Genomic DNA, 24634 nt, shown 5'->3' on the forward strand with positions numbered 1-24634 from the left:
GATCTCGACCGGTCGTGGAGGCGGGCGGGATGTCCGGAACAGCCGCTACGCTCGCCCCAGGGGAGGCGTCGGCAGGCGGCGCAGCGGATCATCGGAGGGTCATATGCCGCACGCGCGGTCGTTCACGAAGCTCGTCCTCGGCCTGGTCACGGCCGGGGCATTGTTCGGACTCTCCGGGTGCGCGCCCGAACCCGAATCGACGCCGGACCCGACCCCGACGGCGGCCCCCGAGACTCCGGAGCCCGCGGCCTACGACGGGCCGCTCCACTTCGTCGGTGACGAGCTCGACTGGTTCCTGCTGTCGGAGGACGAGATCGCGGCGGTCATTCCGGGGTCGGCGGATTTCGCGGAGCCATCGGCATCGCTGCTGCAGATCGGCGACGGTGACGGAGCGATGTTCTCCCCGAGTATCTGCGGCACCGTCCAGTCTGAAGCGTCGCTCGGTTCGATCGGCGCGCGCAGCATCACCTGGAAGGCCGAGAACGAGCGTCAGGGGCGCTTGAGCGTGCTGCAGTTCGCGGACGAAGGGCAAGCCGCGCGACGGATGGACGACTACGTGGCCGCGTCGGAGCAGTGCGCGACGTTCACGTTCGACCAGAGCGCGTCGTCGTTCGACAGCGCGGCGATCGACGAGGACGATGTGCGCACGGTCGTCGGATCGATAGAGCTGGGCACGGCCGACAGCGGCTTCCGGCATTACTTCGGGATCGCATCCGTGGGCAATGTGCTGGTGGAGTTCTGGCACTCGTATACGGGAGACTCACTCATCGATGCCGACGCGGCTGCTCGTACGTTGCACGCACGCGCCGCTCAGGCGAAGGAGCTCCTGATCGGTGAACTGACGGCGAATCCGCCGGCGACGCCGGCCGAGCCGCCCGCCGCTGACGCCGCGGAAGCCTGGTCGGAATGGACGATCGGCTTCGACGGTATCGGTCCGCTCCGTCTCGGGGAGGATATCGATGCGGCCATGGCTGCGGTCCCCGGTACCGATATCTCTGCGGCGGAGTGGCCCTCGCGTCCACGCACATTCGTGAGCCCTGACGGGTCCGCGAGCCTGGTCATCAGTGCGCAAGAGGAGGGGAAGGCCATTGCGAGCATCCTCGTCGGCAAGATCTCGCTCTACGGTGAACCTTCCGTTGATGGCGCCATGCTTCCGCGCGCCGCCGGCGTCGGAATCGGAGATCCGATCGAGAAGGCCATGGCATCGTTCCCGGACGGTACCTCGGTCCACGTCGTGGCGGCAGGCCTCGATTTCTACGAGGTGTCGACGCGCGACGGTCGAGTACTGCTCTTTTTCACTGAGCACGACATCGCTACGCCGGGAGCCGCCATCATCGGGATCACCGCCGAAGACGGCACGCTGCGTCGCGAGCACTACTTTGGTGCCTATCTGGAGTAGTCGCCTGCTCAGACAGGCGCTGTCTCGCCCTGAGGCTGTTTGCTCACGAGCGTGAGCACGTCGTAGGTCGCGACGGTCTCGTCGCGTTGATTGCGGATGACGGCGTCCCAGCGCACCTCGCCGTAGTCGTCGGTCTCGCGCGGCGTGATCTGCTTCGCGGTCAGTTCGACGCGGATCTCATCACCCGGCGACACCGGCGTGACGAAGCGAAGGTCCTCGAGTCCGTAGTTCGCGAGCACTGGACCGGGCTCGGGATCGACGAAGAGCCCTGCCGCCCACGACACGAGCAGATAGCCGTGGGCGACCCGCCCCGGGAAGAACGGATTCGCCGCCGCCGCGGCCTCGTCCATGTGGGCGTAGAAGGTGTCGCCGGTGAAGCGCCCGAACGTCTCGATGTCGTCGAGGGTCACGGTGCGCGATCCCGAGGCCACCTGGTCGCCGACCCGCAGTTCGGCGAGTGATCGGCGGAACGGATGCCGTCCGTCGCTGCGCACCGCGGCGCCGGAGTGCCAGACACCGGTCAGGGCCGTGAGCATCTCGGGCGATCCCTGCACCGCGGTGCGCTGCATGTGGTGCAGCACCGCCCGGATCCCGCCCAGCTCCTCGCCACCGCCGGCCCGCCCCGGTCCACCGTGCACGAGGTTCGGGAGCGGGGATCCGTGTCCGGTCGACGAGCGCGCATCGTCGCGGTCGAGCACCAGCAGTCGACCGTTGAACGGCGCGATGCGGGTCGCGAGCGCCACCGCCTGCGCGGGGTCGTGCGTCGCGATGCTCGTCACCAGCGAACCGCCGCCGCGGGCGACGAGACCTGCGGCCTCCGCGATGGTCGAGTAGGTCAGCATCGAGGCGACCGGGCCGAAGGCCTCGACGCCGTGCACGGCATCCGCCTCGGCGTCGTCGAAGCGCAGCAGCATCGGCGCGACGAAGGCCCCCTCCGAGATCTGCCCCGTGGTTCCGTCGGCGCGACGCACCTCCGGCGTCGCGGTCGTGCCGATCACGATCCGTCCACCGGCATCCTGCAGCGCGGCGACCTGTCGCAGCACCTCGTCGCGCTGGGCGAGCGAGGCGAGCGGGCCCATGGTCACGCCCTCGGCGCGGGGGTCTCCGAGCACCGTGCGCTCCGCGAGGCGGGTGCGCACGGCGTCGATCACGGCATCCGCCGATCCTTCCGGCACGATGACGCGACGGATCGCCGTGCACTTCTGCCCGGCCTTCGTCGTCATCTCGGTGACGAGCTGGCGTACGTAGGCATCGAACTCGGGCGTGCCGACCGTGGCATCCGTGCCGAGTACCGAGGCGTTGATCGAGTCGGTCTCGGCCGTGAAACGCACGCCTCCGGTCTGCATCGCGGCGCTCCGCCGCAGGGACTCGCCGGTCGAGGCGCTGCCGGTGAATCCCACGATGTCGCCGAGGAGCAGGTGGTCGAAGAGATCGGGCACGCTCCCGCTCACGAGCTGCAGCGTGCCTTCGGGCACCAGACCCGACTCGATGAGGATGCGCACCATCGCCTCGGCGAGGTAGCCGGTCGGGGTCGCGGGCTTGATCAGCGTCGGCATTCCCGCGAGGAAGGCGGGGGCGAACTTCTCGAGCGCACCCCACACGGGGAAGTTGAAGGCGTTGATCTGCACGGCGACGCCCGGCAGCGTGGTGTGCACGTGGCGGCCGAGGAAGGACCCGTCCTTCGAGAGGGGCTCGACCGGGCCGTCGATGCGCACGGTGCCGTTCGGCAGTTCGCGGCGTCCCTTGCCCGAGTAGGAGAAGAGCACGCCGATGCCGCCGTCGATGTCGACCCACGAATCGGCGGCCGTCGCACCCGTGCGGGCCGAGAGCGCGTACAGCTCGTCCTTGCGGGCGCTCAGCGCCAGCGCGAACTGCTTCAGCAGCACGGCCCGCTGGTGGAAGGTGAGCGCGGCGAGGCTCGCCTGCCCGACCGTGCGGGCGTGCACGAGCGCCGCCGCGAGGTCGAGACCCGTGGTCGACACGCGGGTCACGAGCTCGCCGGTCGATGCGTCGCGCACCTCCGTCGAGGGTGATCCGGCCGCGGGCGCCCACCAGGCGCCCTCGATGTAACTGGGCAGGTACTCGGTCATCGCGTCTCCTTCGGAGAGTCGGGGGCAGTCCAGTCGTAGAAGCCTGCGCCGCTCTTTCGTCCCAGCCGCCCCTCGGCCACCATCCGGCGCAGCAGAGCGGGTGGCTCGAAGCGCTCACCCAACTCGCGGGCGAGCTCCTGGGCGATCCCGAGACGCACGTCGAGCCCCACGAGGTCGGTCGTGCGCAACGGACCCACCGGATGCCGATACCCCAGCGTCATGGCGGCGTCGATGTCGGTCGCCGATGCGACGCGCTCCTCGAGCATCCGAATGGCTTCGAGGCCGAGCGCGACGCCGAGGCGCGACGACGCGAAGCCGGGGGAGTCGGCGACCACGATCGGAGTCTTGCCCAGCAGAGCGACCCACTCGCGCGCGGTATCGACGACGGCCGGGTCGGTGGCCGCTCCCCGCACGATCTCGACGAGCGCCGACGAGGGCACCGGGTTGAAGAAGTGGAGCCCGAGAAAGCGCTCCGGCCGTCGGCGGGCGAGCGCGAGGTCGTCGATCGAGATCGATGAGGTGTTCGAGGCGAGCACGGCCTCGTCCGGCAGCACCTGCTCGAGCCGCGCGAGCGCGTCCTCCTTGAGCACGCGGTCCTCGGGCACGGCCTCGACGACCAGTGCGGCCCCCCTGCACCCCTCGACATCGGTCGTGAGCCGGAGGCGCGCGGCGCATTCGCCCGCATCGAGGCCGGGGTCGCGGTCGGCGGAACGGCGGAGACTCTCGTCGATGCGCAGCGCCGCGGCATCCGCGCCCTCCGTATCGCGCTCGACGACGACCACTCGCGATCCGGCGAGCAGGAACGCGTGCGCGATGCCCGCGCCCATACGCCCTCCGCCCATCACGCCGACGACGGCCGGCGCGCTCACGAGCGACCCGTGCGATCGAGGAAGGCGGTCATGCGGCGCTCCTTCTCGGGGCTCTCGAACAGCTCGGCCTGCAGTTCTCCGTCGATGTGCGGATGCTCTGCACGCGGCGCGCGGAGGGCGCGCTTGGTGTGTCGGGTGGCGAGCGGGTCGTTCGCGGCGATGCGGTCCGCGAGCGCGTGCGCGGCGGGCAGCAACTGCTCGGGCGGATGGATCGCCGAGATGAGCCCCCAGGCGAGGGCGTCGTCCGCGCCCAGCGCACGGCCCGTGAGCAGGAGATCGGCGGCGCGGGCGTGGCCGACGATCTCGGGCAGGCGCCAGGTCGCGCCGGCAGCGGCGAGGATGCCGAGTCCGGTCTCGGGGTTGCCGATGCGGAGCGACGCGGTGGCGATGCGGATGTCGGCGGCGTAGGCGAGCTCCGCGCCGCCGCCCAGCGCGTAGCCGTCGAGGGCGGCGATGACCGGCATCGGCAGTTCGGCCACGCGGAGGAAGGCCGTGGCGTTGATCCCGCGGCGCGCATCGTCGGCGCGGCGCTCGCGCAGTTGGGCGATGTCGGCGCCCGCCGCGAAGTCGCCGCCCGCACCCGTGAGGATCAGCGTGCGGGGGTCGGCTTCCAGCTCGGCGCAGAGCGCGTGCAGGGCATCGATCGTGGCGAGGTCGATGGCGTTGCGGCGCTCCGGTCGGTTGAGCGTGGCGAGCACGCGGTCGTCACGCCGTTCGATCAGCAGCGGGTCGCTCATGCCACCCGCTCCAGGATCATGGCGGTGCCCTGCCCGACGCCCACGCACATCGTCGCGAGTCCGAGCCCCGCCCCCTCGCGCTCCATGCGCCCGAGCAGCGTGACGACGATGCGGCACCCGCTCGACCCGAGCGGGTGCCCGAGGGCGATCGCTCCGCCGTCGCGGTTGACGCGCTCCGGGTCGAGTCCGAGTCGGCGGATCGAGGCGAGCGACTGGGAGGCGAAGGCTTCGTTCAGCTCGACGGCCCCGATCGCGTCGACCGCGAGGCCGGTGCGGCGCAACGCCCTCTCGGTCGCCGGCACGGGACCGAGACCCATGATCTCCGGAGCGAGTGCGGCGGAGGTCGCCGTGACGATGCGGGCACGGGGGGTGAGGCCGTAGCGGCGCACGGCCTCACCCGAGGCGACGATCACGGCGGAGGCCCCGTCGTTCAAGGAGCTCGAGTTGCCGGCGGTGACGACGCGGCCGCCCTCCACGACGGGGCGCAGCGACGCGAGCGCACCGAGGTCGGTGTCGCGGCGCGGGCCCTCGTCGACGTCGACATCGCCGGCGCGCGTGGGCACGGCGACGATCTCGTCGGCGAAGCGTCCCGCGTCGATCGCGGCGATCGCGCGCCCGTGGCTGCGCAGCGCGAACGCATCGGCATCCTCTCGTGTGATCCCGTCGCGCCGGGCGACCTCCTCCGCGGTCTCCGGCATCGAGAGCGTGGTGCCTGCGCGCGCGGAGAGCCGCGGGTTCGTGAACCGCCAGCCGATCGAGGTGTCGACGACGGCGCCCGGTTTCGCCCACGCCCGTTCGGGCTTGGCCTGCACCCACGGGGCCCGGGTCATCGACTCGACGCCGCCCGCGACGAGCAGCTCGGCGTCCCCCGCGCGGATCGCCTGGGTCGCCAGGGCGATGGCCGACATCCCCGAGGCGCAGAGCCGGTTCACGGTCAGACCCGGGATGTCGTCGGGGAGTCCCGCGAGCAGCACGGCCATGCGCGCGACGTTGCGGTTGTCCTCGCCTGCCTGGTTCGCCGCTCCCAGGATCACCTCGTCGATCGCGCCACCCGGCACTCCGGCGCGATCGACGGCAGTGCGCACCACGAGGGCGGCGAGGTCGTCGGGGCGGATGCCGGAGAGGGCACCGCCGTAGCGCCCGATCGGGGTGCGGACCCCGCCGATGAGGAACGCCTCGGTCATATCGGCCTCCTCACACGCGCCCGTAGGCGCGCAACGGCTGTTCGATCAGCGCGACCAGCTGCCGCAGGAAGCTCGCGGCGTAGCCGCCGTCGCACACGCGGTGATCGAACACCAGCGACAGCTGCGCGATGCGGCGGGCGACGACCTCGCCGTCGACGACCCAGGGGCGCTCGAGCACGCGTCCGATGCCGAGGATCGCCACGTCGGGGTGGTTGATGATCGCAGCCGACCCGTCGACGCCGAGTCCGCCGTAGTTGTTGAGGGTGAAGGTCGAGCCGCGCATCCGTTCGGGCGGCATCGCCCCGGCCCGGGCGGTCTCGGCGAGCTCGCCCAGCGCGGCGTCGAGTCGCGCGACACTCAGCTCGTGTGCGCGGGGGACGACCGGCACGAGCAGCCCGCGCTCGGTGTCGGTGGCCACCCCGAGGTTCACGCCCTCGAACGCGATGAGCTCCTCGCCGCCGTCATCCAGACGCGAGGCGAGCACGGGGTGGTCCTCGAGCGCGAGCAGGGCGAAGCGAGCGAACAGCGCGGTCAGCGACGGCGCGCGCTCGCCGGCCGCGGCGATCTCGCGCCGCAGATCCCAGAGACGCGTCGCGTCGACGTCGACCCAGACGGTCGCCTCGGGGATCTCGGCGCGACTGCGGCTCAGGCGGGCGCTCACGGCCCGGCGCAGCGGAGACAGGCGCTCACGGGCGCGCACGCGCAGGCCGTCGATCTCGTCGGCGGACGACGCCGGACCTGCGGATGCCGGTGCGTGCGCGCCGTCGACGGCATGATCGACCGCGGCCCGCAGCACATCGGCGCGCGTCACGGCGCCGTCGGCTCCGGTCGCGGGGATCGCGTGCACGTCGAGACCGAGGTCGCGGGCGAGCCGACGGACGATCGGTGAGCGCACCGCGACGGTGCGAGCGGCGGGTGCCTCCGCTGTGCCGACGGGTGCCTCCGCCGTGTCGGTGGGCGCCGCGGCCGAGTCGTGCACGGCCGACCGCCGGCGGCGTCCGCCCGCCGACCGTTCGCTCGTGCCGTAGCCGATGAGCACGTTGCCGGAGCCTGCGCGTTCCTCGACTCGGTAGTCCTCGTGCGCCGCGTTCTCGGGGAGGACGGCGTCGGATGAGGCGCTCGCCGCCGCGGCATCCGACACCTCCAGCACCGGGGCGCCGACGGCGATCGTGTCGCCGGCGTCGCCGTGCAGCGCGGTCACCACACCCGCGAAGGGGGACGGCAGCTCCACGACGCTCTTGGCGGTCTCGACCTCGGCGATCGCCTGATCGACGGCGATCGTGTCTCCGACCGCCACGAGCCACTGCACGAGACCGGCCTCGGTGAGACCCTCGCCCAGATCGGGCAACCGGAAGACGTGCGCGGTGAGGGTGCTCACGATTCGTCCTCCCAGTGCAGCGTGTCGATCGCGTCGAGCACGCGGTCGACGTCGGGCAGGTACCAGTGCTCGAGCTTCGGCGGGGCGTAGGGGATGTCGAACCCCGTCACCTTGCGCACCGGCGCCTCGAGGTGTTCGAAGCAGCGCTCGAACACCCGCGATTGGATCTCGGAGGCGACGCTCGCGTAGCCCGGTGCCTCGGCGATCACGACGGCCCGACCGGTGGCGCGCACGGCGGCCGTGACCGTGGCGTCGTCGAAGGGCGAGAGCGAGCGCACATCGACGACCTCGACGCTGCGGCCGTCGGCGGCTGCGGCCTCGGCGGCTTCCAGTGCGAGCGGCACGGCCGCGCCGTAGGCGAGCAACGTCACATCGGTGCCGGTGCGCGCGACCCGGGCGCTGCCGAGGTCGGCGCGGTGCGCGGTGTCGACCTGGCCGCGCGTCCAGTACAGCTTCTTGGGCTCGAGGAACACGACCGGATCGGGCGACTCGATCGCCGCCCGCAGCAGCGAATAGGCGTCCTGCGGGGTCGACGGGCACACGACCGTGAGCCCCGGGGTGTGCGCGTAGTACGCCTCCGACGAGTCGCAGTGGTGCTCGACCCCGCCGATGCCGCCACCGAACGGGATGCGGATGACCAGCGGCATCCGCACCCCTCCGCGCGTGCGGTTCCCGTACTTCGCGACGTGGCTCACCACCTGCTCGAACGCGGGCAGCGCGAAAGCGTCGAACTGCATCTCGACCACGGGGCGCATGCCGTTCATCGCCATGCCCACCGCCGTGCCGACGATCCCGGACTCGGCGAGCGGGGTGTCGAAGCAGCGATCCTCGCCGAAGCGCGCGGTGAGTCCGTCGGTTACCCGGAAGACCCCGCCGAGCGCCCCCACGTCCTCCCCGAAGACGACGACCTCGGGGTCGTCGGTCAGGGCGTCTGCGAGCGCGAGGTTCAGTGCCGCGGCCATCGTGAGCGTCACCGGGGCGCGGCTGCCCGTATCGACGCCCGGGCGGATGCCGTCGAGATGCGTGCCGTCCTGCGCGATCGTCATCGGGATGCTCCTTCTCGAGAGGCGGACTCCGCCTGGCCGGATGCCGCCGCCGTGCGCTCGATCTCGCCCCGCAGCATCGCCCACTGCTCCTCGAGCTGCGGGGAACGGGTCGCGGTCACGAATCGGAAGAGATCCTCGGGATCGAGGTCGGCGTCGGTGTTCAGCGCGGTGCGCAGCTCGATCGCGAGGGTCTCGGCATCCGCCGCGAACCGGGCCTCGATCTCATCGTCGAGCGCTCCGACCGCGCGGAGGTGCGTGCGCAGCCGCCGCAGCGGGTCGCGCTCGACCCAGGCCTGCACCTCGGCGCGATCGCGGTAGCGGGTGTCGTCGTCGGCGTTGGTGTGCGCCTGCATCCGATAGGTGTGCGCCTCGACGAGCGTGGGGCCGTCGCCCGCGCGTGCTCGCCGCACAGCCGCGCTGAGCACCGAGAGCACCGCGGCGACGTCGTTGCCGTCGACCCGCTGCCCCGGCATCCCGTAGCCGATCGCCTTGTGCGCGAGCGAGGGAGCAGCGGTCTGGCGCGAGAGGGGCACCGAGATCGCGAACCCGTTGTTCTGCACGAAGAAGACCACCGGCACGCGGAAGACCGACGCGAAGTTCATCGCCTCGTGGAAGTCGCCCTCGCTGGTGGCGCCGTCGCCGCACAGGGCGAGCACGACCGTGTCGTCGCCGCGGCGCTTCGCGGCGTACGCGAAGCCGACCGCGTGCAGCAACTGGGTCGCGAGGGGCGTGGACTGCGTGGCGACGCGGTGCGCGCGCACGTCGTAGCCCGAATGCCAGTCGCCCGCGAGCAGCACCATGGTCTCCGCCGGCGGGACTCCGCGTCCGATGATGGCGACGGCGTCGCGGTACGTGGGGAACAGCCAGTCAGCGGCGCCGTCGAGCACCCGCGCGGCTGCGACCTGGCAGGCCTCCTGCCCGTGCGACGAGGGGTAGACCGCGAGGCGGCCCTGGCGCACCAGTGCGCTCGCCTGATCGTTGAAGCGGCGTCCCTCGACGAGTCCGCGGTAGGCGTCGAGCAGCGCGCCGCGGTCGGGGAGCGGATAGTCCGCGTCCTCGGTGAGCGTGCCGTCGGGGGCGATGAGCTGTACCGCCTCGTCGCGGGGGAGCATGTCGTCGTTCATCTGGTCGCCTTCCTCGCCGAACCTGATGACGACAGCATGCGCTCTCGCGCGCAGTCGTCCAAGAGGTGCGGCCGAATGCTGGACGATTGCGCGATCGTTGCCCTCACGCTCGCCGAAGTGTCAGAATTCGACCCGGGACGAAGGAGTGCCATGACCACGCTGGATGAGATCGACCGGGCCATCCTCGACGAGCTGCGACGCGATGCGCGGGCGTCGATGACCGCACTGGCGGATGCCGTGCACATCTCGCGGGCGGGCGCCCATGCCCGCATCCGACGGCTCACCGATGCGGGCGTGATCACGGGGTACACCGTGCGCACGGATCCCGCGAAGCTCGGGCATCACGCGAGCGCCTACGTCACGCTCGCGATCGAGCAGGCCAGTTGGCAGCTCGTGCAGGATCGGTTGCGGGCGATCCCCGAGATCGAGCACATGGCGCTGGTCGGCGGAGACTTCGACGTGATCCTGCTCGTGCGGGCGAACGATGCGCGCGATCTCCGCCGGATCGTTCTCGAGGACATCCAGGCGATCCCGTCGATCCGCACGACCCGCACGACCCTGATCTTCGAGGACTTCGAGCGCTGAGCGGCCACCTCGCCGCGCGGCCCGCGTGCCAGACTGGGGCGATGAGCGCAGCCGACCCCGTCCGTCGCGGGCGCCCCGGGTACGACCGCCGGGGTCTGCTCGACGCGGCGGTGGCGGTGTTCAACGAGTCCGGGTACGACGGCACCTCGGTGGCCGCCCTCGCCGCCCGGCTCGGGCTGTCGAAGGCGGCGCTCTACCACCACTTCTCCTCCAAGGAGGAGATCCTCGAGACGGCCCTCGACGAAGCGCTCGACGGCCTCGAGGGCCTGCTGGCCTCCACGGATGCCGTGCGCCCGGGCGACCGACTGGCCGCGGTGCTCGAGGGTGCCGTCGGTGTTCTCGTGGCGCACCTGCCCTCGGTCACGCTGCTGCTGCGCGTGCGGGGCAACAGCGAGGTCGAACGGCGCGCGCTCGAACGTCGACGCGCCTTCGATCAGGCCGTGACCGCGATCGTGCGCGCGGCGCAGGAGGAGGGCGCGGTGCGCGTCGATGTGGATGCCTCGGTCGCGACGCGTCTGCTCTTCGGCATGGTCAACTCGCTCGTGGAGTGGTATCGCCCGAGCGGTCCCGAGGGGGCCGAAGCCCTCGCCCGCGACGTTCTCGCCGTGGCGCTCGACGGGCTCCGCACGCGCTGAGCCGCGGCATCCGCCTCTCCGTCGTGCGGCGCGGGTCGTCAGCCGATCGTCAGCGTGAAGCCGTCGTCTGTCGCCGTCACGGCGACACGGGTGAGGTCGTCGACCTGCACCTCGGGGTCGTGCGCATGGGCGTGCGGGCCGACGCCGACCACGCGCATGCCGGCGGCGTGCGCGGCCTGGATGCCGGCACCCGAGTCCTCGAACACGATGCAGTCGGCGGGATCGACACCGAGCTCCGCTGCGGCGCGGAGGAAGCCCTCGGGGTCGGGCTTCGAGGCCGAGACGCTCTCGGCGGTGATCGTCAGGGCGGGCAGGGGGAGCCCCGCCGCGCCCATGCGCGCGGTCATCAGTTCGACGTTCGCCGAAGTCACGATCGCGTGCGGGTGGGGGAGCAGCGCCTGCAGCAGTGCGGCGGCTCCGGTGATCTCGACGACGCCCGCGACATCGCTGCTCTCGTTCGCGAGCATGACGGTGTTCTCGTGCAGATTGATGGCGTGGTCGCGCTCGGGCAGCAGGATCGACATGCTCTGGTGGCCCTGGCGGCCGTGGATGACCCGCAGCACCGTGGCGGGGTCGAGCCCGTGCGGCTGCGCCCACTCCAGCCAGAGGCGTTCGACGACGGCGGTCGAGTCGACCAGGGTCCCGTCCATGTCGAGGAGGACGGCGCGGGCGTGGAGGGTCTCGGTCACCCCTCCAGGCTAACGGCGCGGCGCCGGGGCATCCGCCCCCATCGGCGAGCGCCGCGACCCTAGGATGGCGGCGGGAGGTGCAGCATGCACGCGATCGCCGAACGGGTCCGCCGGGTGCTCCGGCAGGTGCGGGGGCCGGCGCGCGACGACGCCGTGCTCGAGGCCGCCGCGCTCATCGTGGGGGCGCTGTTCCTCGTGATCGGTTTCCTCGTCGCCTTCCCCGTGTTCTTCGGCCATGAGATGGCGATCAGCGGCACGGGATCGATCGGCAACTTCGCAGCCTACGGGGGAGCGGCCACTGCGGCCCTCGCGTTCGCACTCGGACGTCTCGTCGCCCGCCCCGAGGATGCCGATCCGGATGCCGTGCGCGACGGCTTCAGCGTGCCGGGGGACCGTCTGCGCTGGTACGACCTGCTCGCGATCGCCTTCGCCCACGCGGCGATCGCCTACCTCGGCTGGCTCGGGATCGCGAAGCTGCTCGAGCAGAGTTTCACGGATGCGCCGGTGTTCGCGTTCCCCGGAGCGGTGCTCATCGGTGTCGCCTTCGCTCTCACCGCCTACGTGTCGTTCCTCAGCTCCGTCGCGCTCACCCCGATGACCCTTTCTCTCGTGCTCGCGGTGTTCCTCGTGATCGGCGCCTTCGCGAGCATGCTCGCCTCGAGCGATCCGCACTGGTGGCGCGACAACCTCTCGGCGCTGGGCATGAGCTCCAACAGTGCCTCGTACGCCTTCAACATCACCCTGATCATCGCGGGCGTCATGGTCACGACGATCTCCCGCTACGCGACCGCGGGCCTTCCCGCGACCGACCCGGTCGATCGGCGCGGCCGCACGATCGTGCGTACGGGACTCATCCTCATCGGGATCTTCCTGGCGTGCGTGGGGATCTTCCCGGTCGACGAGTTCTTCGCGGTGCACAACACCGTCGCGACCGGGATGGCGGTGGCCTTCGCCGTGATCGTGGTCGGGCTGCCGTGGCTCCTGCGCACCATCCCGCGCGTCTTCGTGCTGCTCGGGTGGGCGTACGTGCTGGTGATCGTGCTGCTCGCGGTGTTCTTCGCGACCGGGTACTACAACCTGACCGCCGTCGAGCTGATCGCCGCGGTGCTCATCTTCAGCTGGATCATCGTGTTCCTGCGCACGGCGGGCTCGATCCATGAGCGGTCAGCGGAACCCGCTGCTGCGCCGGACGCCGCCGACATCACCTGAGAACGGCTACTCGCCCCGCAGCGCCCGGGTCGCGGCCGCGCTGCGCTCGAGCGCGTCGACCGCGACGTCGCGGCGCAACTGCGCCGCACCGATGAAGAGGCAGTCGACGAGCGCGAGCTGGGCGATGCGGCTCACCATCGCGCCGGCGCGGAAGCGGGATTCGCGCGCGTGGGTGAGGAGGAGGTGATCGGAGGCGCGGGCGAGGGGAGATGTACCGGCGCCGGTGATGCCGATCGTGGTGGCACCGGTGTCGCGGGCGGCCTGCAGGAAGAGCACAGCTTCGGGGGTCGTTCCCGAGTTCGAGAAGCCGATCGCGACGGTGGGCGAGGTGCGCAGGGCGGCAGCGGCGCTCGCCTCGTGCGCATCGTCGAGAGCGATCGCGTTGTGGCCGATGCGCAGCAGTTTGTGGCCGAGATCGGCGGCGGCCAGGCGACTCGCCCCGATTCCGAACAGCAGGATGCGCCCCGAGCCCTCGATGGCCTCGGCGGCCGCTCCGAGCGCGTCGTAGTCGAGGCGTTCGACGGTCTCCTCGATCGCGAGGCGTTCCAGAGCGGCGAGTTTGCGGGCGGCGTCACGCAGGCTGTCGTCGGCGGCGATCTCGGCGCCGAACCCGCTGTTGGTGCCGAAGTTGACCGATTCGCGCCCGAGCTCGGCGGCGAGGGTGCGACGCAGCGCGGCGTAACCGCTCACCCCGATCACGCGGCAGAAGCGCACGACCGACGCGACCGAGGTGTCGCACGACGCGGCGAGCTCGGTGATCGTGCTCTCGATCACCTGGGTGGGGTTGTCGGCGACGGCGCGGGCGATCCGGGCGAGGGAGGGCGGCAGCGTATCGACCGAAGCCGCGATCGTCGTCTGGATGCTCATTCATCTCCCTTTCCGGCTGTGAAGAATTCTTTCATGTCGCCATCAATCTGCGTAGACTATTTTTATGATCTCGATGTCCCGCGTGCTCGCCGTCGACCTCGGCAAGTCGCGCTGCCGACTGGTGGTCGCCGATCCGACACGCCGGCCTGCACATGAGGGTACAGGTGCGCCGGGGCTCGCCGCCGCCGACGGTGTCAGTGCCGCGCTGGCCGCGGTCGAGACCGTGCTCGCCGAGGTACCGGACGGGATGATCTCGGCCCTCTCCGTCGGGGCGGCAGGTGCGTGGGCCGCACCCGCCGCCGCGCAGCGCCTGGCCGGTCTCCTCGCCGCGCGGGTGCTGGCCCCCGTCGCCGTGACCTCTGATGTCGTCACCGCACACGCCGGTGCACTCGACGGCGGCCACGGCGTGCTTCTCATCGCCGGCACGGGAGCCGCCGCCCTCGGAACGGATGCCGAAGGCGCCCGTCTCGTCGACGGCTGGGGTCCCGACGTCGGCGACCTCGGAAGCGGCTCCTGGCTCGGCCGCGAGGTGCTCCGCGCGGTACTGCGCGCCGCGGACGGTCTCGGGCCCGCGACCTCTCTCACGGAGGCGATCGCGGAACCCGTGGGCGCGGCATCCGACATCATTCCCTGGCTCGCCCACGGCGACCCGCTCGCCCGACGCCTCGCGACCCTCGCTCCGCTCGCCCTGGATGCCGCCGAGGCCGGCGATGAGGCCGCCGCGGCGATCGCCGCCGAGGCGACCCGCCTGCTCACCTCCTCCGCCGTCGCGGCGTCCACGACGCCCGACGTCGTGCTGCACGGCGGACTCACCGACCACGCCTGGTTCCGTGCGCGGCTCACCGACGCGCTCGCCGCAGCCGGCCGCCGGGTCCGGCCGCCCGTCGGCGACGCGATCGACGGCGCCCTTCTGCTCGCCACCCGCTTCGATCTCCCTCACGAAAGGTTCGTGCACCGTGCCGAATGACGACACCCGACTCACCGCTCTGATCGAGGAGCTGTCGAAGCTCGACACCGAGGCCGCGACCACCGAGCGCGGCGACCTCGATCTGCTGACGAGCGCGCAGCTCGTCGAGCGGATGAACGCCGAGGACGCCCGGGTGGCGGGAGCGGTGGCCGCGGAGGCCGCGCAGATCGCCGCCGCCGTCGACGGCATCACCGAGCGCTTCCGTCGCGGAGGGCGCCTCATCTACATCGGTGCGGGGACGGCCGGACGCATCGGCGTGCTCGACGCGAGCGAGTGCCCGCCCACCTTCGGAACCGACCCGTCGCTCGTGGTCGGCATCATCGCGGGCGGTGAGACGGCGATCCGCTCGGCCGTCGAGAACGCCGAGGACGACGCCGACGCCGCGGCCGCATCACTGGCGGAACTGCAGCTCACCGCATCCGACACGGTCGTCGGCATCTCGGCCTCGGGCCGCACGCCCTACGTGATCGGCGGACTCGACTACGCCCGCGGTCTGGGCGCACTCACGGTCGCGATCGCCTCGAACCGGGCCTCCGCGATCGGTGCCGCCGCCGACATCGCGATCGAGGTCGTGACGGGCCCGGAGTTCATCTCCGGGTCGACGCGCCTGAAGTCGGGCACCGCGCAGAAGCTCGTGGTCAACATGCTCACGACGCTCTCGATGATCAAGCTCGGCAAGACCTACCGCGGCGTGATGGTCGATCTGCTCGCCACCAACGAGAAGCTGCACGCGCGGTCGATCCGCACGGTGTCGCAGCTCGCCGGGGTCGACACCGACGAGGCCGCGCGCGCGCTCCTCGCCGCGGACGGATCGGTCAAGCTCGCGGTGCTCATCCTCGCGACCGGCGCGACGCCCGCCGACGCGGCCTCCGCCCTCGACGCGGCCGACGGCCTGTTGCGCGAGGCGATCTCGGCGCTGAGCTGAGCTCGTCCGGCTGTCGCGGGGGTCAGTGCCCGAACTCGATCAGTGCGACGCCGACCGCGATGAGCGCGACGCCCGCGGCCATCATCGCCGAGAAGTGGTCCTTGAAGAGGATGCGGCCCATCACGGCCGTGATCGCCACGCCGGCGGCGGCCCAGATCCCGTAGGCGACGCCCACGGGCATGCCCATCGCCAGGATCGTGCCCAGCAGCGAGAACGCGGCGAGGTAGCCGACGACGATCACGGGGATCCACCGCCGGCGGCGCAGGCCCTCCGAGGCACGCAGGCTCAGTGTGGCGGTGACCTCGCTGGCGATCGCGAGAACCAGCAGCAGCCAGATCACGAGACGACCTCCGTCGAGGTCGGGCGGGCGTGCGAGCCGAGCTCGACGAGCAGCACGCCGATCACGATCGCGCCGACACCGATGATCTGCACCGTGCCGAGCGTCTCACCGAACAGCACGGTGCCCAGCACGGCGGTGAGCACGACGCCGATAGCCGACCAGATGCCGTAGGCGACGCCCACCGGCATCCCCCGATCGAGCACGACCGAGAGCAACCACAGCGACCCGGTGTACCCGGCGACGACCACGATCAGCCAGAGCGGATGCGTGAAGCCCTCGGCCGCGCGCAGTGACAGCGTCGCCGATACCTCGAGCGCGATCGCGATCAGCAGGGGCGGCCACGGCGAGCGGTGGGGTCGGTCTGACATCGAGGGCCTTTCGGGAGCGGCGGTGCCGACAGCGGATGCCGGGGATCGTGCGCCGCAGGGGAGAACACGTCGGATGCTCGCAGGATTCCCTGTCCGGCAGGTGAACGGGTGGCGGGGGATCGGGTGTCGGGGGTACCGGGCATCATGGGGACATGAACCGCACGTCGTTGCGCCGCGAGCGCCTTCGTTCGCATCGGCTCACCGCGCGCGCCGCGTCGGTGGTCGAGGCGGCGCAGCACATGCTGGCGGTGCAGAGCCAGGACTTCACCGCCGGGCGCTGGGCGCTGGCTGCCCGCACGCGCGGCACCGTTGCCCTGGGAACGGTCGATCGCGCGTTCGAGCGCGGCGACCTCGTGCGTGCCTGGACGATGCGCGGCACCCTGCACACGATCCCGGCACGAGATCTGGGGTGGGTGCTGTCGGTCACCGGGGCGCGTCAGTTGGCGGCCGCCGCGACGCGCCATCGCGATCTCGGCATCGACGACGAACTGCTGCGACGCGCGGCCCGGATCATCGACCCGGCGCTCCGCGACGGCGGCTGCTCCCGCGCCGAGGCGTTCGCGCGATGGTCGGATGCCGGGATCGACCCGCGGGATCAGCGCGGCGTGCACCTGCTCGGGGCGCTCGCGATGCGGGGCGAGATCTGCCAGGGGCCGGTCGTGCCTGCGACGACCTCCGCGGGGATCACCCGCGAACAGCGCTTCGTCGCGACCGACGCGTGGATCCGTGATTCGATGCGGCCCGACGATCCGCTCGCCGAACTCTTCGTGCGCTACGTCGACGGTCACGGACCGGTGCGGGTCGAGGACTTCGCGTGGTGGTCGGGGCTCACCCTCGGGGCGTCGCGCGAGGCCGTGGCTCGCGCGGGCGTCCGCGTGGTCGAGGTCGAGGAGGGCACCTATGCAGCGGTCGCACCGCCGCGTCGCTCGCCCGGGGCGCCACGGGTGCAGGTGCTCGGAGCCTTCGACGAGTACTACATCTCCTATGCGGATCGCGCGCTCGTGTGCCCGCCCGAGGGGCTGGCCGCGGTCGGTCCGGGCAAGAACGGCATGGTGCGCCCCGTCGTGGTCGTCGACGGCGAGGTGGTCGGGGTGTGGCGTCTGCCGCGGGCATCCGGACGCGGGGGTGGTGAGGCGGTCGTCGAGCTGTTCGCCGCGGGGGAGCGGCCGGCGCTCGATCCGGAGATCGACGAGCAGGTGCGCGCCGCGCTCGCGCGTCATGCGGCGTTCCTCGGTGCCGCGCCTGATCCGCGGAGCGACCCGCAGGTGGACGCCGCGGATCACTCCTCGGCGTGACGCCCGAGGAACTCGTAGACCTCGCTGTCGTCGACGCCGGGGAAGGCGCCACGGGGCAGCGGCGAGAACATGTGGGTGTGCACGCGGGCGCTCGGCCACGCTTTGCCGTTCCAGCGCTCCGTCAGCTCCGACGACGGGCGTCGGCAGCACGATTCGTCGGGGCAGTTCGACACCGCGCGATCGGTCGTCTCGCGACCGCGCCACCAGCGTGCGTCGTCGAACGGGACGCCCACCGTGATCGAGAACTCGCCGTCGGCCGACGACCCGGTCTGGGTCGAGCACCAGAACGTGCCCGACGGAGTGTCGGTGTACTGGTGATGCTCGGTCGTGCGGTTCTGCTGCGTGAAGGCCGCCCGTGCCTGGAACTTGCGGCACACGCGCTGACCCTCGACGGCCCCGGTGACGTCCATGGGCAGGGGCAGGTCGTCGTTCTCGTAGACGCGGGTGATCGCGCCGTCGGAGTCCACGCGCAGGAAGTGCAGCGACATGCCCAGGTGCTGGGTGAGCAGGTTGGTCATCCGCATCCCCGCGGCCTCGTGCGTGACACCGAAGGCGTCGCGGAAGTCCTCGACGGCCAGGTTGCGATCCTTCTTGGCCTGCTGCAGGAAGGCGACGGATGCCGTCTCGGGCAGCAGGCAGCACGCGCCGAAGTAGTTGATCTCGAGGCGCTGCTGCAGGAAGTCGGCGTAGTCGGTGGGCGGGGTGTGCCCGAGCAGGCGGTGGGCCATCGCCTGCAGCGCCATGGAGCGCAGGCCGTGGCCGCCGGGGATGGAAGCGGGCGGCAGGTAGATGCGCCCGTTCTCGAGGTCGGTGACCGAACGCGTGGAGTGCGGCAGGTCGTTGACGTAGATGAGCTCGAACCCGAGGCGCTCGGCCATGATGCTCACGGTGCGGTGGCTGAGCGCGCCCTGCACGTGCCCGGCGGCCTTGAGCTGCTTCTCGGCGAGCTTCTCGATGTCGCCGAGGTAGTTGTTCTGCGCCCGCATCCGCAGCCGGAGCTCGGTGTTGGCGCGGCGGGCCTCCTCCGGGGTCGCGATGGCCTCGCGCTCGCGGCGCTGGAGCTCGCGGTGCAGACCCAGCACCGACTCGATCGTCTCGTCGCTCATGCCCTTCGTCACGCGCACGGGGGAGATGCCGAGCTGGCGGAACACCGGGCTCTGCTGCGCGCGGTCGAGCTCGATCTCGAGGGCCGCGCGGCGGTTCGGCGGCTCGCCCGAGATGAGGTCGGTGACCTCGGTGCCCGTGGCCTGGGCGATGGCCTGCAGCAGCGAGAGTTTCGGCTCGCGCTTGCCGTTCTCGATCAGGCTGAGCTGCGACCCCGCGACCCCCACGAGCGCGCCGAGCTCGTCGAGGGTGAACCCCTGAGCCTGCCGGTGGTGACGGATGCGGTGGCCGAGGGTCGTGAGATGGATGCCGGAGGACGCCATTCCTTGATCTTAGACGAAAGAATCGTGATATTTACGACCGGAATCGTCGAAAAGTCCGGAGGAATGCCGAAGAAGATGGGTTCAACGCCCCACACTTCAAAGGAGCAGCCCATGGCCATCGCCGAAGTCTTCACCCCTCGCACCTCGCCCGTCGCCGCCGCGCGCACCTTCGGCGCGGTGCCGGCCTATGACACTCCCGCGATGGCGGAGCTGGTGGCCTGGGTCGACGAGATGGCGGAGCTGACGCAGCCCGACTCCGTGCACTGGGTCGACGGGTCGCGCGCCGAGAACGACTGGCTGCTGCGCGGCCTCGTCTCCGAGGGCAAGCTCATCAAGCTCAACCCCGAGTGGCGTCCCGGCTCGTACCTCGCCCGCTCGCACCCCAGCGACGTCGCCCGCACCGAGGGGCGCACGTTCATCTCCTCCGAGAAGGAGGAGGACGCAGGTCCCACGAACAACTGGGCACCGCCCGCCGAGATGCACGAGAAGATGACCGCCCTGTTCGCCGGGTCCATGCGCGGACGCACGATGTACGTCGTGCCGTTCTCGATGGGTGCGGTCGGCGGCCCGCTCTCGCACATCGGCGTGCAGATCACCGACAGCGCCTACGCGGTCGCCTCGATCGGCATCATGACCCGCGTCGGCGATGCCGTCACCCGGCAGATCGCCGACGGCGCCCCGTGGGTGCGCACCGCGCACACCGTCGGCGCCCCGCTCGCGCCGGGACAGGCGGATGCCGAGTGGCCGTGCAACGACGAGAAGTACATCGTGCACTTCCCCGACACCCTCGAGGTGTTCTCCTACGGCTCGGGATACGGCGGTAACGCGATCCTCGCCAAGAAGTGCTTCGCGCTGCGCATCGCCTCGGTGATCGCTCGCGACCAGGGCTGGCTCGCCGAGCACATGCTGCTGATCCGCGTGATCGACCCGCAGGGCACGGCCTACCACGTGGCTGCGGCGTTCCCCTCGGCGTGCGGCAAGACGAACCTCGCGATGCTGCGCCCCACGATCCCCGGATGGAAGGTCGAGACGCTCGGCGACGACATCGCGTGGATCCGTCCGGGCGAGGACGGCCGCCTCTGGGCGATCAACCCCGAGGCCGGTTTCTTCGGCGTCGCTCCGGGTACGGGCGAGGCGACCAACGTCACGGCGGTCGAGACGCTGTGGGGCAACACGATCTTCACGAACGTGGCCCTGCGCCCCGACGGCGACGTGTGGTGGGAGGGACTGACCGACACCGCTCCCGCCGAGCTCACCGACTGGGAGGGCAATGCCTGGACGCCGGATTCCGGCCGCCCCGCTGCGCACCCGAACTCCCGTTTCACCGTCTCCGCGGCTCAGTGCCCGCAGATCGCCGAGGACTGGGAGGAGGCCGTGCCGCTCGACGTCATCCTGTTCGGTGGGCGTCGCGCCAGCAACGTCCCTCTCGTCGTCGAGGCGACCGACTGGACCCACGGCGTCTTCCTCGGATCGAACATCTCGTCCGAGCGCACCGCCGCGGCCGAGGGAACCCTCGGCGAGCTGCGTCGCGATCCCTTCGCGATGCTCCCGTTCTGCGGCTACAACATGGGCGACTACTTCGGCCACTGGTTGAAGGTCGGTCGCGGTCTGCGCTTCGATCGTGCGCCGCGCATCTTCCAGGTCAACTGGTTCCGCCGCGGCGACGACGGCCGCTTCCTGTGGCCCGGGTTCGGTGACAACTCGCGGGTCGTCGACTGGATCATCCGCCGGATCGCGGGCGAGGTGCCGGCCGTCGACAGTCCGATCGGGCGCCTGCCGCGCACGCAGGACCTCAACCTCACGGGACTCGACATCCCGCAGGCCGACCTCGACGAGCTGTTCGAGGTCGACCCCGCGGCGTGGCGGATCGAGGCCGATCGCACCGAGGAGTTCTACGACACGTTCGGCGACCGGCTTCCGGCCGCCCTGCGTGCCGAACTGGCGTCGCTCCGGTACCGCCTCGAGAAGGCGTAGCCGGAGCGCAGGGCCAGGTGCCGGTTCGGGGGAGCCGGCACCTCTGCGGGTCCTCATCGCAGGACGCGCGCACAGACCCGCGACGGCGGGATGTCGGAGACGAACCCATGGCTGAGTGGTCTCCGGTATCCCGCCGTCGCGTCTTTCCGTGCGCGTCGCGCCGTGTGACCGGGTGCAGCGGTCGGATCAGGCGAGCAGCTGGTGGCGGGCGAGGTCGCGGTACAGCGGCGTCGACTCGACGAGCTCCGCGTGCGTGCCCTGACCGACCACCTCGCCGTCCTGCAGCACGACGATGAGGTCGCTGTCGACGACCGTCGAGAGGCGGTGCGCGATCACCACGAGGGTGCGGTCGTTCGAGACGGCGTCGATCGCCTCGCGCATGCGCTGCTCGTTCACGCCGTCGAGCGAGGAGGTCGACTCGTCGAGCAGCAGGATCGGAGCGTCGGTGAGCAGGGCGCGGGCGATCGCGAGTCGCTGGCGCTCGCCGCCCGAGAGCATCACGCCGTCCTCGCCGACCGGTGCCGCAAGGCCCAGGGGGCTGCGCTCGAGCACGTCGCCCAGGTTGACCGCGCGCAGCACCCGTTCGCAGTCCGCATCGGATGCCGCGGGCGAGGCGAGCCGCAGGTTGTCGGCGAGCGTGCCGGCGAGGGTCGGAGCGTCCTGCTCGACGTAGCCGAAGTGCGCGCGCAGCTCGTCGCGCGGGTAGGTGCGCGCGTCGTGCCCGTGCACGCGGATCGATCCGCCCGTCGGGTCGTAGAAGCGCTCGACGAGCGAGAGGATCGTGCTCTTGCCGGCGCCACTCGGGCCGACGAGAGCGACGCGGGCGCCGCGGGGAACGGCGAACGAGACGCCGCGCAGCACCTCGCGGTCGGGGGCGTCGGCTGCGGGAGTGGTGTCGAGGGTCGTCTCCGGCTTCTCGACGTGGGCGTCTTCGAGCAGCGTCCGGGCGGCCTTCGCCGCCGCCTCGCGCGCAGCGACCACGTTGTCGGGGTAGCGGAAGTGCACGTCGCGGAACTCGATCGCGGGAGCATCCGGTGCCGTCGCGGTGCGCACGATGTCGGCGGCGATCCGCTCGTCGTCCTGCGTCTCGGTCGGCAGGTCGAGCACCTCCTTGATGCGGCCGAGTGCGCCGAGCGCCTGATTGACCGAGGTGATCGCCCCGAACGTCGTCGCGAGCGGCATGACCAGCAGGAACAGGAACATGATGAACGCGATCAGCGAGGCGATCGAGAGTGCACCGGCGGCGACGCGGAACCCGCCGACGCCGAGCACCACGATCAGCGAGAGCTGGAGGGCGATGCCCGCGACCGGCACCACGAGCGAGGAGATCTTCGCGATCCGCACGCCGATGCCGTAGGCCTCGTCGGCCGTCTGCGACACGGTCGCGGTCTCGCGCTCGGTCGCGCCGGACGCGCGGATCGTGCGGATGGACCCCACCGCGCGCTCGACCCCGGAGGCCAGCTCGCCGACCTTCTGCTGCTGCGCGGTCGAGGCCGTGCGGATGCGGCCGCTGAGCGCCACCACGACGACGACGGAGACGCCGATCACCAGCACGATCAGCAGCAGGAGGATCGGGTCGATCACGAGCATCGCCACGAGGGCTCCCACGAACAGCACGGCGCTGCCGACGGCATCCGCCAGTCCCTGCGTGAGCACGGCGTAGAGCAGGGTCGTGTCGGTGCCGACGCGCGAGACGAGGTCGCCGGTGCGGCGCGCGTCGAACTCCGAGGTCGGCAGGTGCAGGATGCGGGCGATGAGCTTGCGGCGGCTGGAGAGCACGACCGCGGTGCCGGTGCGCTGCAGCAGGTAGTGCTGGAAGCCGGAGATGATCGACGACACGATCACGAACCCGATCAGCAACCACACCAGGATCCCGAGCGTGCCGCCGGACTGCACGGCTTCGATGACCTGCCCGACGAGCAGCGGTTGGACCAGCGACGTCGCGGCGCCGAAGACGCTGAGCACGGCTACGACGACGAGCGTGCGCTTGTGCTCGAAGAGGAAGGGGAGGAGCTGGCGGAACGTGGCGCGCGGGCCATCCTGCTGCGCGCCGCGTCCGCGTCGGCGCGGTGTCGCCGTCCGGGACATGGAAGACCTCGTTCTGGGAAAAAGGGGGTACTACGACCGTACTTCGTGCGGAGGGTGTCTGCGGTCGCTCAGGATCGCCCGAACCGGCGGTGCGCGGCCTGCTTCGATACGCCGAGGGCGCTGGCGATGGCCTGCCAGGAGTAGCCGCCGTTGCGCGCCCGGCGCACCTGGGCCTCCTCGGCGCGCGAGATCTCGCGGCGGAGTGCCGTGAGCCGGTTCAGCTCGGCGAGGGGCTCGCCCTCGGGGTCGGTCGCGATCGCGGTGCGGATGCTCATGCGTCAACGCTAGTTGACACCCGAGCCGGCGTCAACCCAAATTGACGTCTCGAATCGCTCGCTTCGTCGATTCCGACCCCGCGAAACGGCGAAGTGAGCGATTCGAACCCGTGGTTGGCAGACTGGGCGGATGCTCGACACCCCCGCACTCCGACCCGGCGACCGTATCGCCGTGCTGTCTCCCGCCTTCGCCGCTCCGGCCGCCGCACCCGAGATCCACGAGCAGGCGATGAGGCGTCTCGTCGAACTCACCGGACTCGTCCCCGTCGAGTACCCGACGACGCGCCTCCTCGGCGCGAGTCCGGAAGCACGGGCCGCCGACGTCAATGCGGCGTTCGCCGATCCGAGCATCCGAGCGATCCTGGCGACCATCGGCGGCGACGACCAGATCCTCGTCGTGCCGCACCTCGATCCCGCGCTGGCGCTCGCCGATCCCAAGCCGTTCCTCGGGTACAGCGACAACACGAACATCCTCAACTGGCTCTGGGGGCTCGGCATCTGCGGGTACTACGGCGGCTCGACCGCTGTCCACCTGGGGCCGGGCGCCGCCGTCGACGACGTGCACCTGCGGTCGCTGCGTGCGGCGCTCCTCGACCGCGGCACGGTCGAGATCACCGAACCGGGGGAGTCCGAGGACATCGGTCGGCGCTGGACCGATCCGCGTGCGTTGACCGAGTTCGGCGACCGGACCCCGACGGAGGCCTGGACGTGGGCGGGCCCTGCGCGCACTGTCTCGGGGCGGAGCTGGGGCGGATGCCTCGAGGTCATCGACAGCCTCGCCCTCGCCGACCGCCTGCCGGTGATCGATGATCTCGCCGGGTCGATCCTGTTGCTCGAGACGAGCGAGGAGCGTCCACCGGCGAGCTGGGTGTACCGATGGCTGCGCGGGCTGGGGGAGCGTGGCATCCTCTCGGCTGTCGCAGGGGTGGTGGTCGCGCGACCGCCGGTGAGCGACTTCGACTTCTCGCCGTCCACCGAAGAGGCGCGCGACCTGCGCGCGGCCCAGCGTGACGCGGTGATCGACGTCGTCACGCGTTACAACCCGGAGGCGGTGGTGTGCGTCGGTCCGCCCTTCGGCCACACCCGCCCGCAGTGGATCGTGCCCTACGGTGGCACGATGACCCTCGACGGCGTCGCCCACCGGGTCTTCGCCGACTACTGAC

At 71.4% G+C, this 24634-nt stretch carries 23 protein-coding genes; 9 read left to right on the top strand and 14 right to left on the bottom strand.

The genetic code is table 11. The features are described from left to right. Positions 1-103: 103 nt before the first annotated feature. The gene (locus ACTJKK_RS00235; RefSeq protein WP_440746597.1) at positions 104-1399 is read left to right on the top strand and encodes a hypothetical protein; all 1296 of its coding nucleotides are present in this window, start codon (positions 104-106) and stop codon (positions 1397-1399) included. 8 nt (positions 1400-1407) lie between these two features. On the opposite strand, the gene paaZ is transcribed toward ACTJKK_RS00235, so the two are convergent. From paaZ to ACTJKK_RS00270, 7 genes are read right to left on the bottom strand one after another with little or no spacing between them, the layout of a single operon-like run. Further along, positions 1408-3489 carry a phenylacetic acid degradation bifunctional protein PaaZ gene (gene paaZ / locus ACTJKK_RS00240; RefSeq protein WP_440746598.1) on the bottom strand — a complete coding sequence of 694 codons (2082 nt, stop codon included), beginning with the start codon at positions 3487-3489 and terminating at the stop codon, positions 1408-1410. Further along, positions 3486-4331 (bottom strand): 3-hydroxyacyl-CoA dehydrogenase family protein, encoded by an 846-nt coding sequence (locus ACTJKK_RS00245; protein WP_440747191.1) that lies wholly within the window; start codon positions 4329-4331, stop codon positions 3486-3488. The genes paaZ and ACTJKK_RS00245 overlap by 4 nt, the downstream gene beginning before the upstream one ends. Positions 4332-4354: 23 nt before the next feature. Continuing rightward, positions 4355-5095, bottom strand: coding sequence for an enoyl-CoA hydratase/isomerase family protein (locus ACTJKK_RS00250; RefSeq protein WP_440746599.1), 741 nt, complete (start codon positions 5093-5095; stop codon positions 4355-4357). After that, the gene (locus ACTJKK_RS00255; RefSeq protein WP_440746600.1) at positions 5092-6279 is read right to left on the bottom strand and encodes a thiolase family protein; all 1188 of its coding nucleotides are present in this window, start codon (positions 6277-6279) and stop codon (positions 5092-5094) included. Before ACTJKK_RS00255 ends, ACTJKK_RS00250 begins: the two co-directional genes overlap by 4 nt. Positions 6280-6289: 10 nt before the next feature. Continuing rightward, a complete protein-coding gene (locus ACTJKK_RS00260; protein ID WP_440746601.1) occupies positions 6290-7657 on the bottom strand; it encodes a dihydrolipoamide acetyltransferase family protein in 1368 nt (455 codons plus the stop codon). Further along, entirely contained in the window at positions 7654-8703 is a 1050-nt protein-coding gene (locus ACTJKK_RS00265; RefSeq protein ID WP_440746602.1) for an alpha-ketoacid dehydrogenase subunit beta, read from the bottom strand. The genes ACTJKK_RS00260 and ACTJKK_RS00265 overlap by 4 nt, the downstream gene beginning before the upstream one ends. Then, positions 8700-9827, bottom strand: a complete 1128-nt coding sequence (locus ACTJKK_RS00270) for a thiamine pyrophosphate-dependent enzyme (protein ID WP_440746603.1) — start codon at positions 9825-9827, stop codon at positions 8700-8702. The genes ACTJKK_RS00265 and ACTJKK_RS00270 overlap by 4 nt, the downstream gene beginning before the upstream one ends. A 150-nt stretch (positions 9828-9977) precedes the next feature. Here ACTJKK_RS00270 and ACTJKK_RS00275 point away from each other — a divergent pair, with 150 nt between their 5' ends. Together ACTJKK_RS00275 and ACTJKK_RS00280 are read left to right on the top strand one after the other, a co-directional pair. Next, a complete protein-coding gene (locus ACTJKK_RS00275; protein WP_247623073.1) occupies positions 9978-10412 on the top strand; it encodes an Lrp/AsnC family transcriptional regulator in 435 nt (144 codons plus the stop codon). A gap of 41 nt (positions 10413-10453) precedes the next feature. Further along, positions 10454-11047 (top strand): TetR/AcrR family transcriptional regulator, encoded by a 594-nt coding sequence (locus ACTJKK_RS00280; RefSeq protein ID WP_440746604.1) that lies wholly within the window; start codon positions 10454-10456, stop codon positions 11045-11047. Positions 11048-11085: 38 nt separating this feature from the next. On the opposite strand, the gene ACTJKK_RS00285 is transcribed toward ACTJKK_RS00280, so the two are convergent. Further along, entirely contained in the window at positions 11086-11736 is a 651-nt protein-coding gene (locus ACTJKK_RS00285) for an HAD-IA family hydrolase (RefSeq protein WP_336640761.1), read from the bottom strand. An 84-nt stretch (positions 11737-11820) separates the two neighbouring features. On the opposite strand from ACTJKK_RS00285, the gene ACTJKK_RS00290 reads away from it, so the two are divergent. Then, positions 11821-12945, top strand: coding sequence for a DUF998 domain-containing protein (locus ACTJKK_RS00290; RefSeq protein ID WP_440746605.1), 1125 nt, complete (start codon positions 11821-11823; stop codon positions 12943-12945). Positions 12946-12951: 6 nt separating this feature from the next. Here the strand turns inward: ACTJKK_RS00290 and ACTJKK_RS00295 are convergent, their stop codons facing one another. Beyond that, positions 12952-13812: a MurR/RpiR family transcriptional regulator gene (locus tag ACTJKK_RS00295; RefSeq protein WP_247623069.1), complete on the bottom strand. Its 861-nt coding sequence runs from the start codon at positions 13810-13812 to the stop codon at positions 12952-12954. Positions 13813-13876: 64 nt separating this feature from the next. Here ACTJKK_RS00295 and ACTJKK_RS00300 point away from each other — a divergent pair, with 64 nt between their 5' ends. Beyond that, positions 13877-14779 (top strand): N-acetylglucosamine kinase, encoded by a 903-nt coding sequence (locus tag ACTJKK_RS00300; RefSeq protein WP_440746606.1) that lies wholly within the window; start codon positions 13877-13879, stop codon positions 14777-14779. Then, on the top strand, positions 14769-15704 hold the full coding sequence (gene murQ, locus ACTJKK_RS00305) for an N-acetylmuramic acid 6-phosphate etherase (protein ID WP_440746607.1): 936 nt from the start codon (positions 14769-14771) through the stop codon (positions 15702-15704). Before ACTJKK_RS00300 ends, murQ begins: the two co-directional genes overlap by 11 nt. Before the next feature lie 22 nt (positions 15705-15726). Here the strand turns inward: murQ and ACTJKK_RS00310 are convergent, their stop codons facing one another. Together ACTJKK_RS00310 and ACTJKK_RS00315 are read right to left on the bottom strand one after the other, a co-directional pair. Continuing rightward, positions 15727-16044 (bottom strand): DMT family transporter, encoded by a 318-nt coding sequence (locus ACTJKK_RS00310; RefSeq protein WP_247623066.1) that lies wholly within the window; start codon positions 16042-16044, stop codon positions 15727-15729. Further along, positions 16041-16412 (bottom strand): DMT family transporter, encoded by a 372-nt coding sequence (locus tag ACTJKK_RS00315; protein ID WP_440746608.1) that lies wholly within the window; start codon positions 16410-16412, stop codon positions 16041-16043. The genes ACTJKK_RS00310 and ACTJKK_RS00315 overlap by 4 nt, the downstream gene beginning before the upstream one ends. Before the next feature lie 152 nt (positions 16413-16564). Here ACTJKK_RS00315 and ACTJKK_RS00320 point away from each other — a divergent pair, with 152 nt between their 5' ends. Beyond that, on the top strand, positions 16565-17707 hold the full coding sequence (locus ACTJKK_RS00320; protein WP_440746609.1) for a winged helix DNA-binding domain-containing protein: 1143 nt from the start codon (positions 16565-16567) through the stop codon (positions 17705-17707). Here ACTJKK_RS00320 and ACTJKK_RS00325 read toward each other — a convergent pair. Beyond that, a complete protein-coding gene (locus ACTJKK_RS00325; RefSeq protein ID WP_440746610.1) occupies positions 17692-19134 on the bottom strand; it encodes a helix-turn-helix domain-containing protein in 1443 nt (480 codons plus the stop codon). The two genes, ACTJKK_RS00320 and ACTJKK_RS00325, sit on opposite strands and share 16 nt — an antisense overlap. Before the next feature lie 111 nt (positions 19135-19245). On the opposite strand from ACTJKK_RS00325, the gene ACTJKK_RS00330 reads away from it, so the two are divergent. After that, complete coding sequence (locus ACTJKK_RS00330; RefSeq protein WP_440746611.1) at positions 19246-21108, top strand: phosphoenolpyruvate carboxykinase (GTP); 1863 nt, start codon at positions 19246-19248, stop codon at positions 21106-21108. A gap of 186 nt (positions 21109-21294) precedes the next feature. On the opposite strand, the gene ACTJKK_RS00335 is transcribed toward ACTJKK_RS00330, so the two are convergent. Then, complete coding sequence (locus ACTJKK_RS00335; protein WP_440746612.1) at positions 21295-23196, bottom strand: ABC transporter ATP-binding protein; 1902 nt, start codon at positions 23194-23196, stop codon at positions 21295-21297. Positions 23197-23264: 68 nt separating this feature from the next. Beyond that, entirely contained in the window at positions 23265-23471 is a 207-nt protein-coding gene (locus ACTJKK_RS00340; protein ID WP_247623060.1) for an AsnC family protein, read from the bottom strand. Between the two features lie 130 nt (positions 23472-23601). On the opposite strand from ACTJKK_RS00340, the gene ACTJKK_RS00345 reads away from it, so the two are divergent. Continuing rightward, positions 23602-24633, top strand: a complete 1032-nt coding sequence (locus ACTJKK_RS00345) for a S66 family peptidase (RefSeq protein WP_440746613.1) — start codon at positions 23602-23604, stop codon at positions 24631-24633. Position 24634 lies beyond the last annotated feature (1 nt).

Source organism: Microbacterium sp. 22179 (assembly GCF_052045715.1).
Classification (GTDB): Bacteria; Actinomycetota; Actinomycetes; order Actinomycetales; family Microbacteriaceae; genus Microbacterium; species Microbacterium galbinum.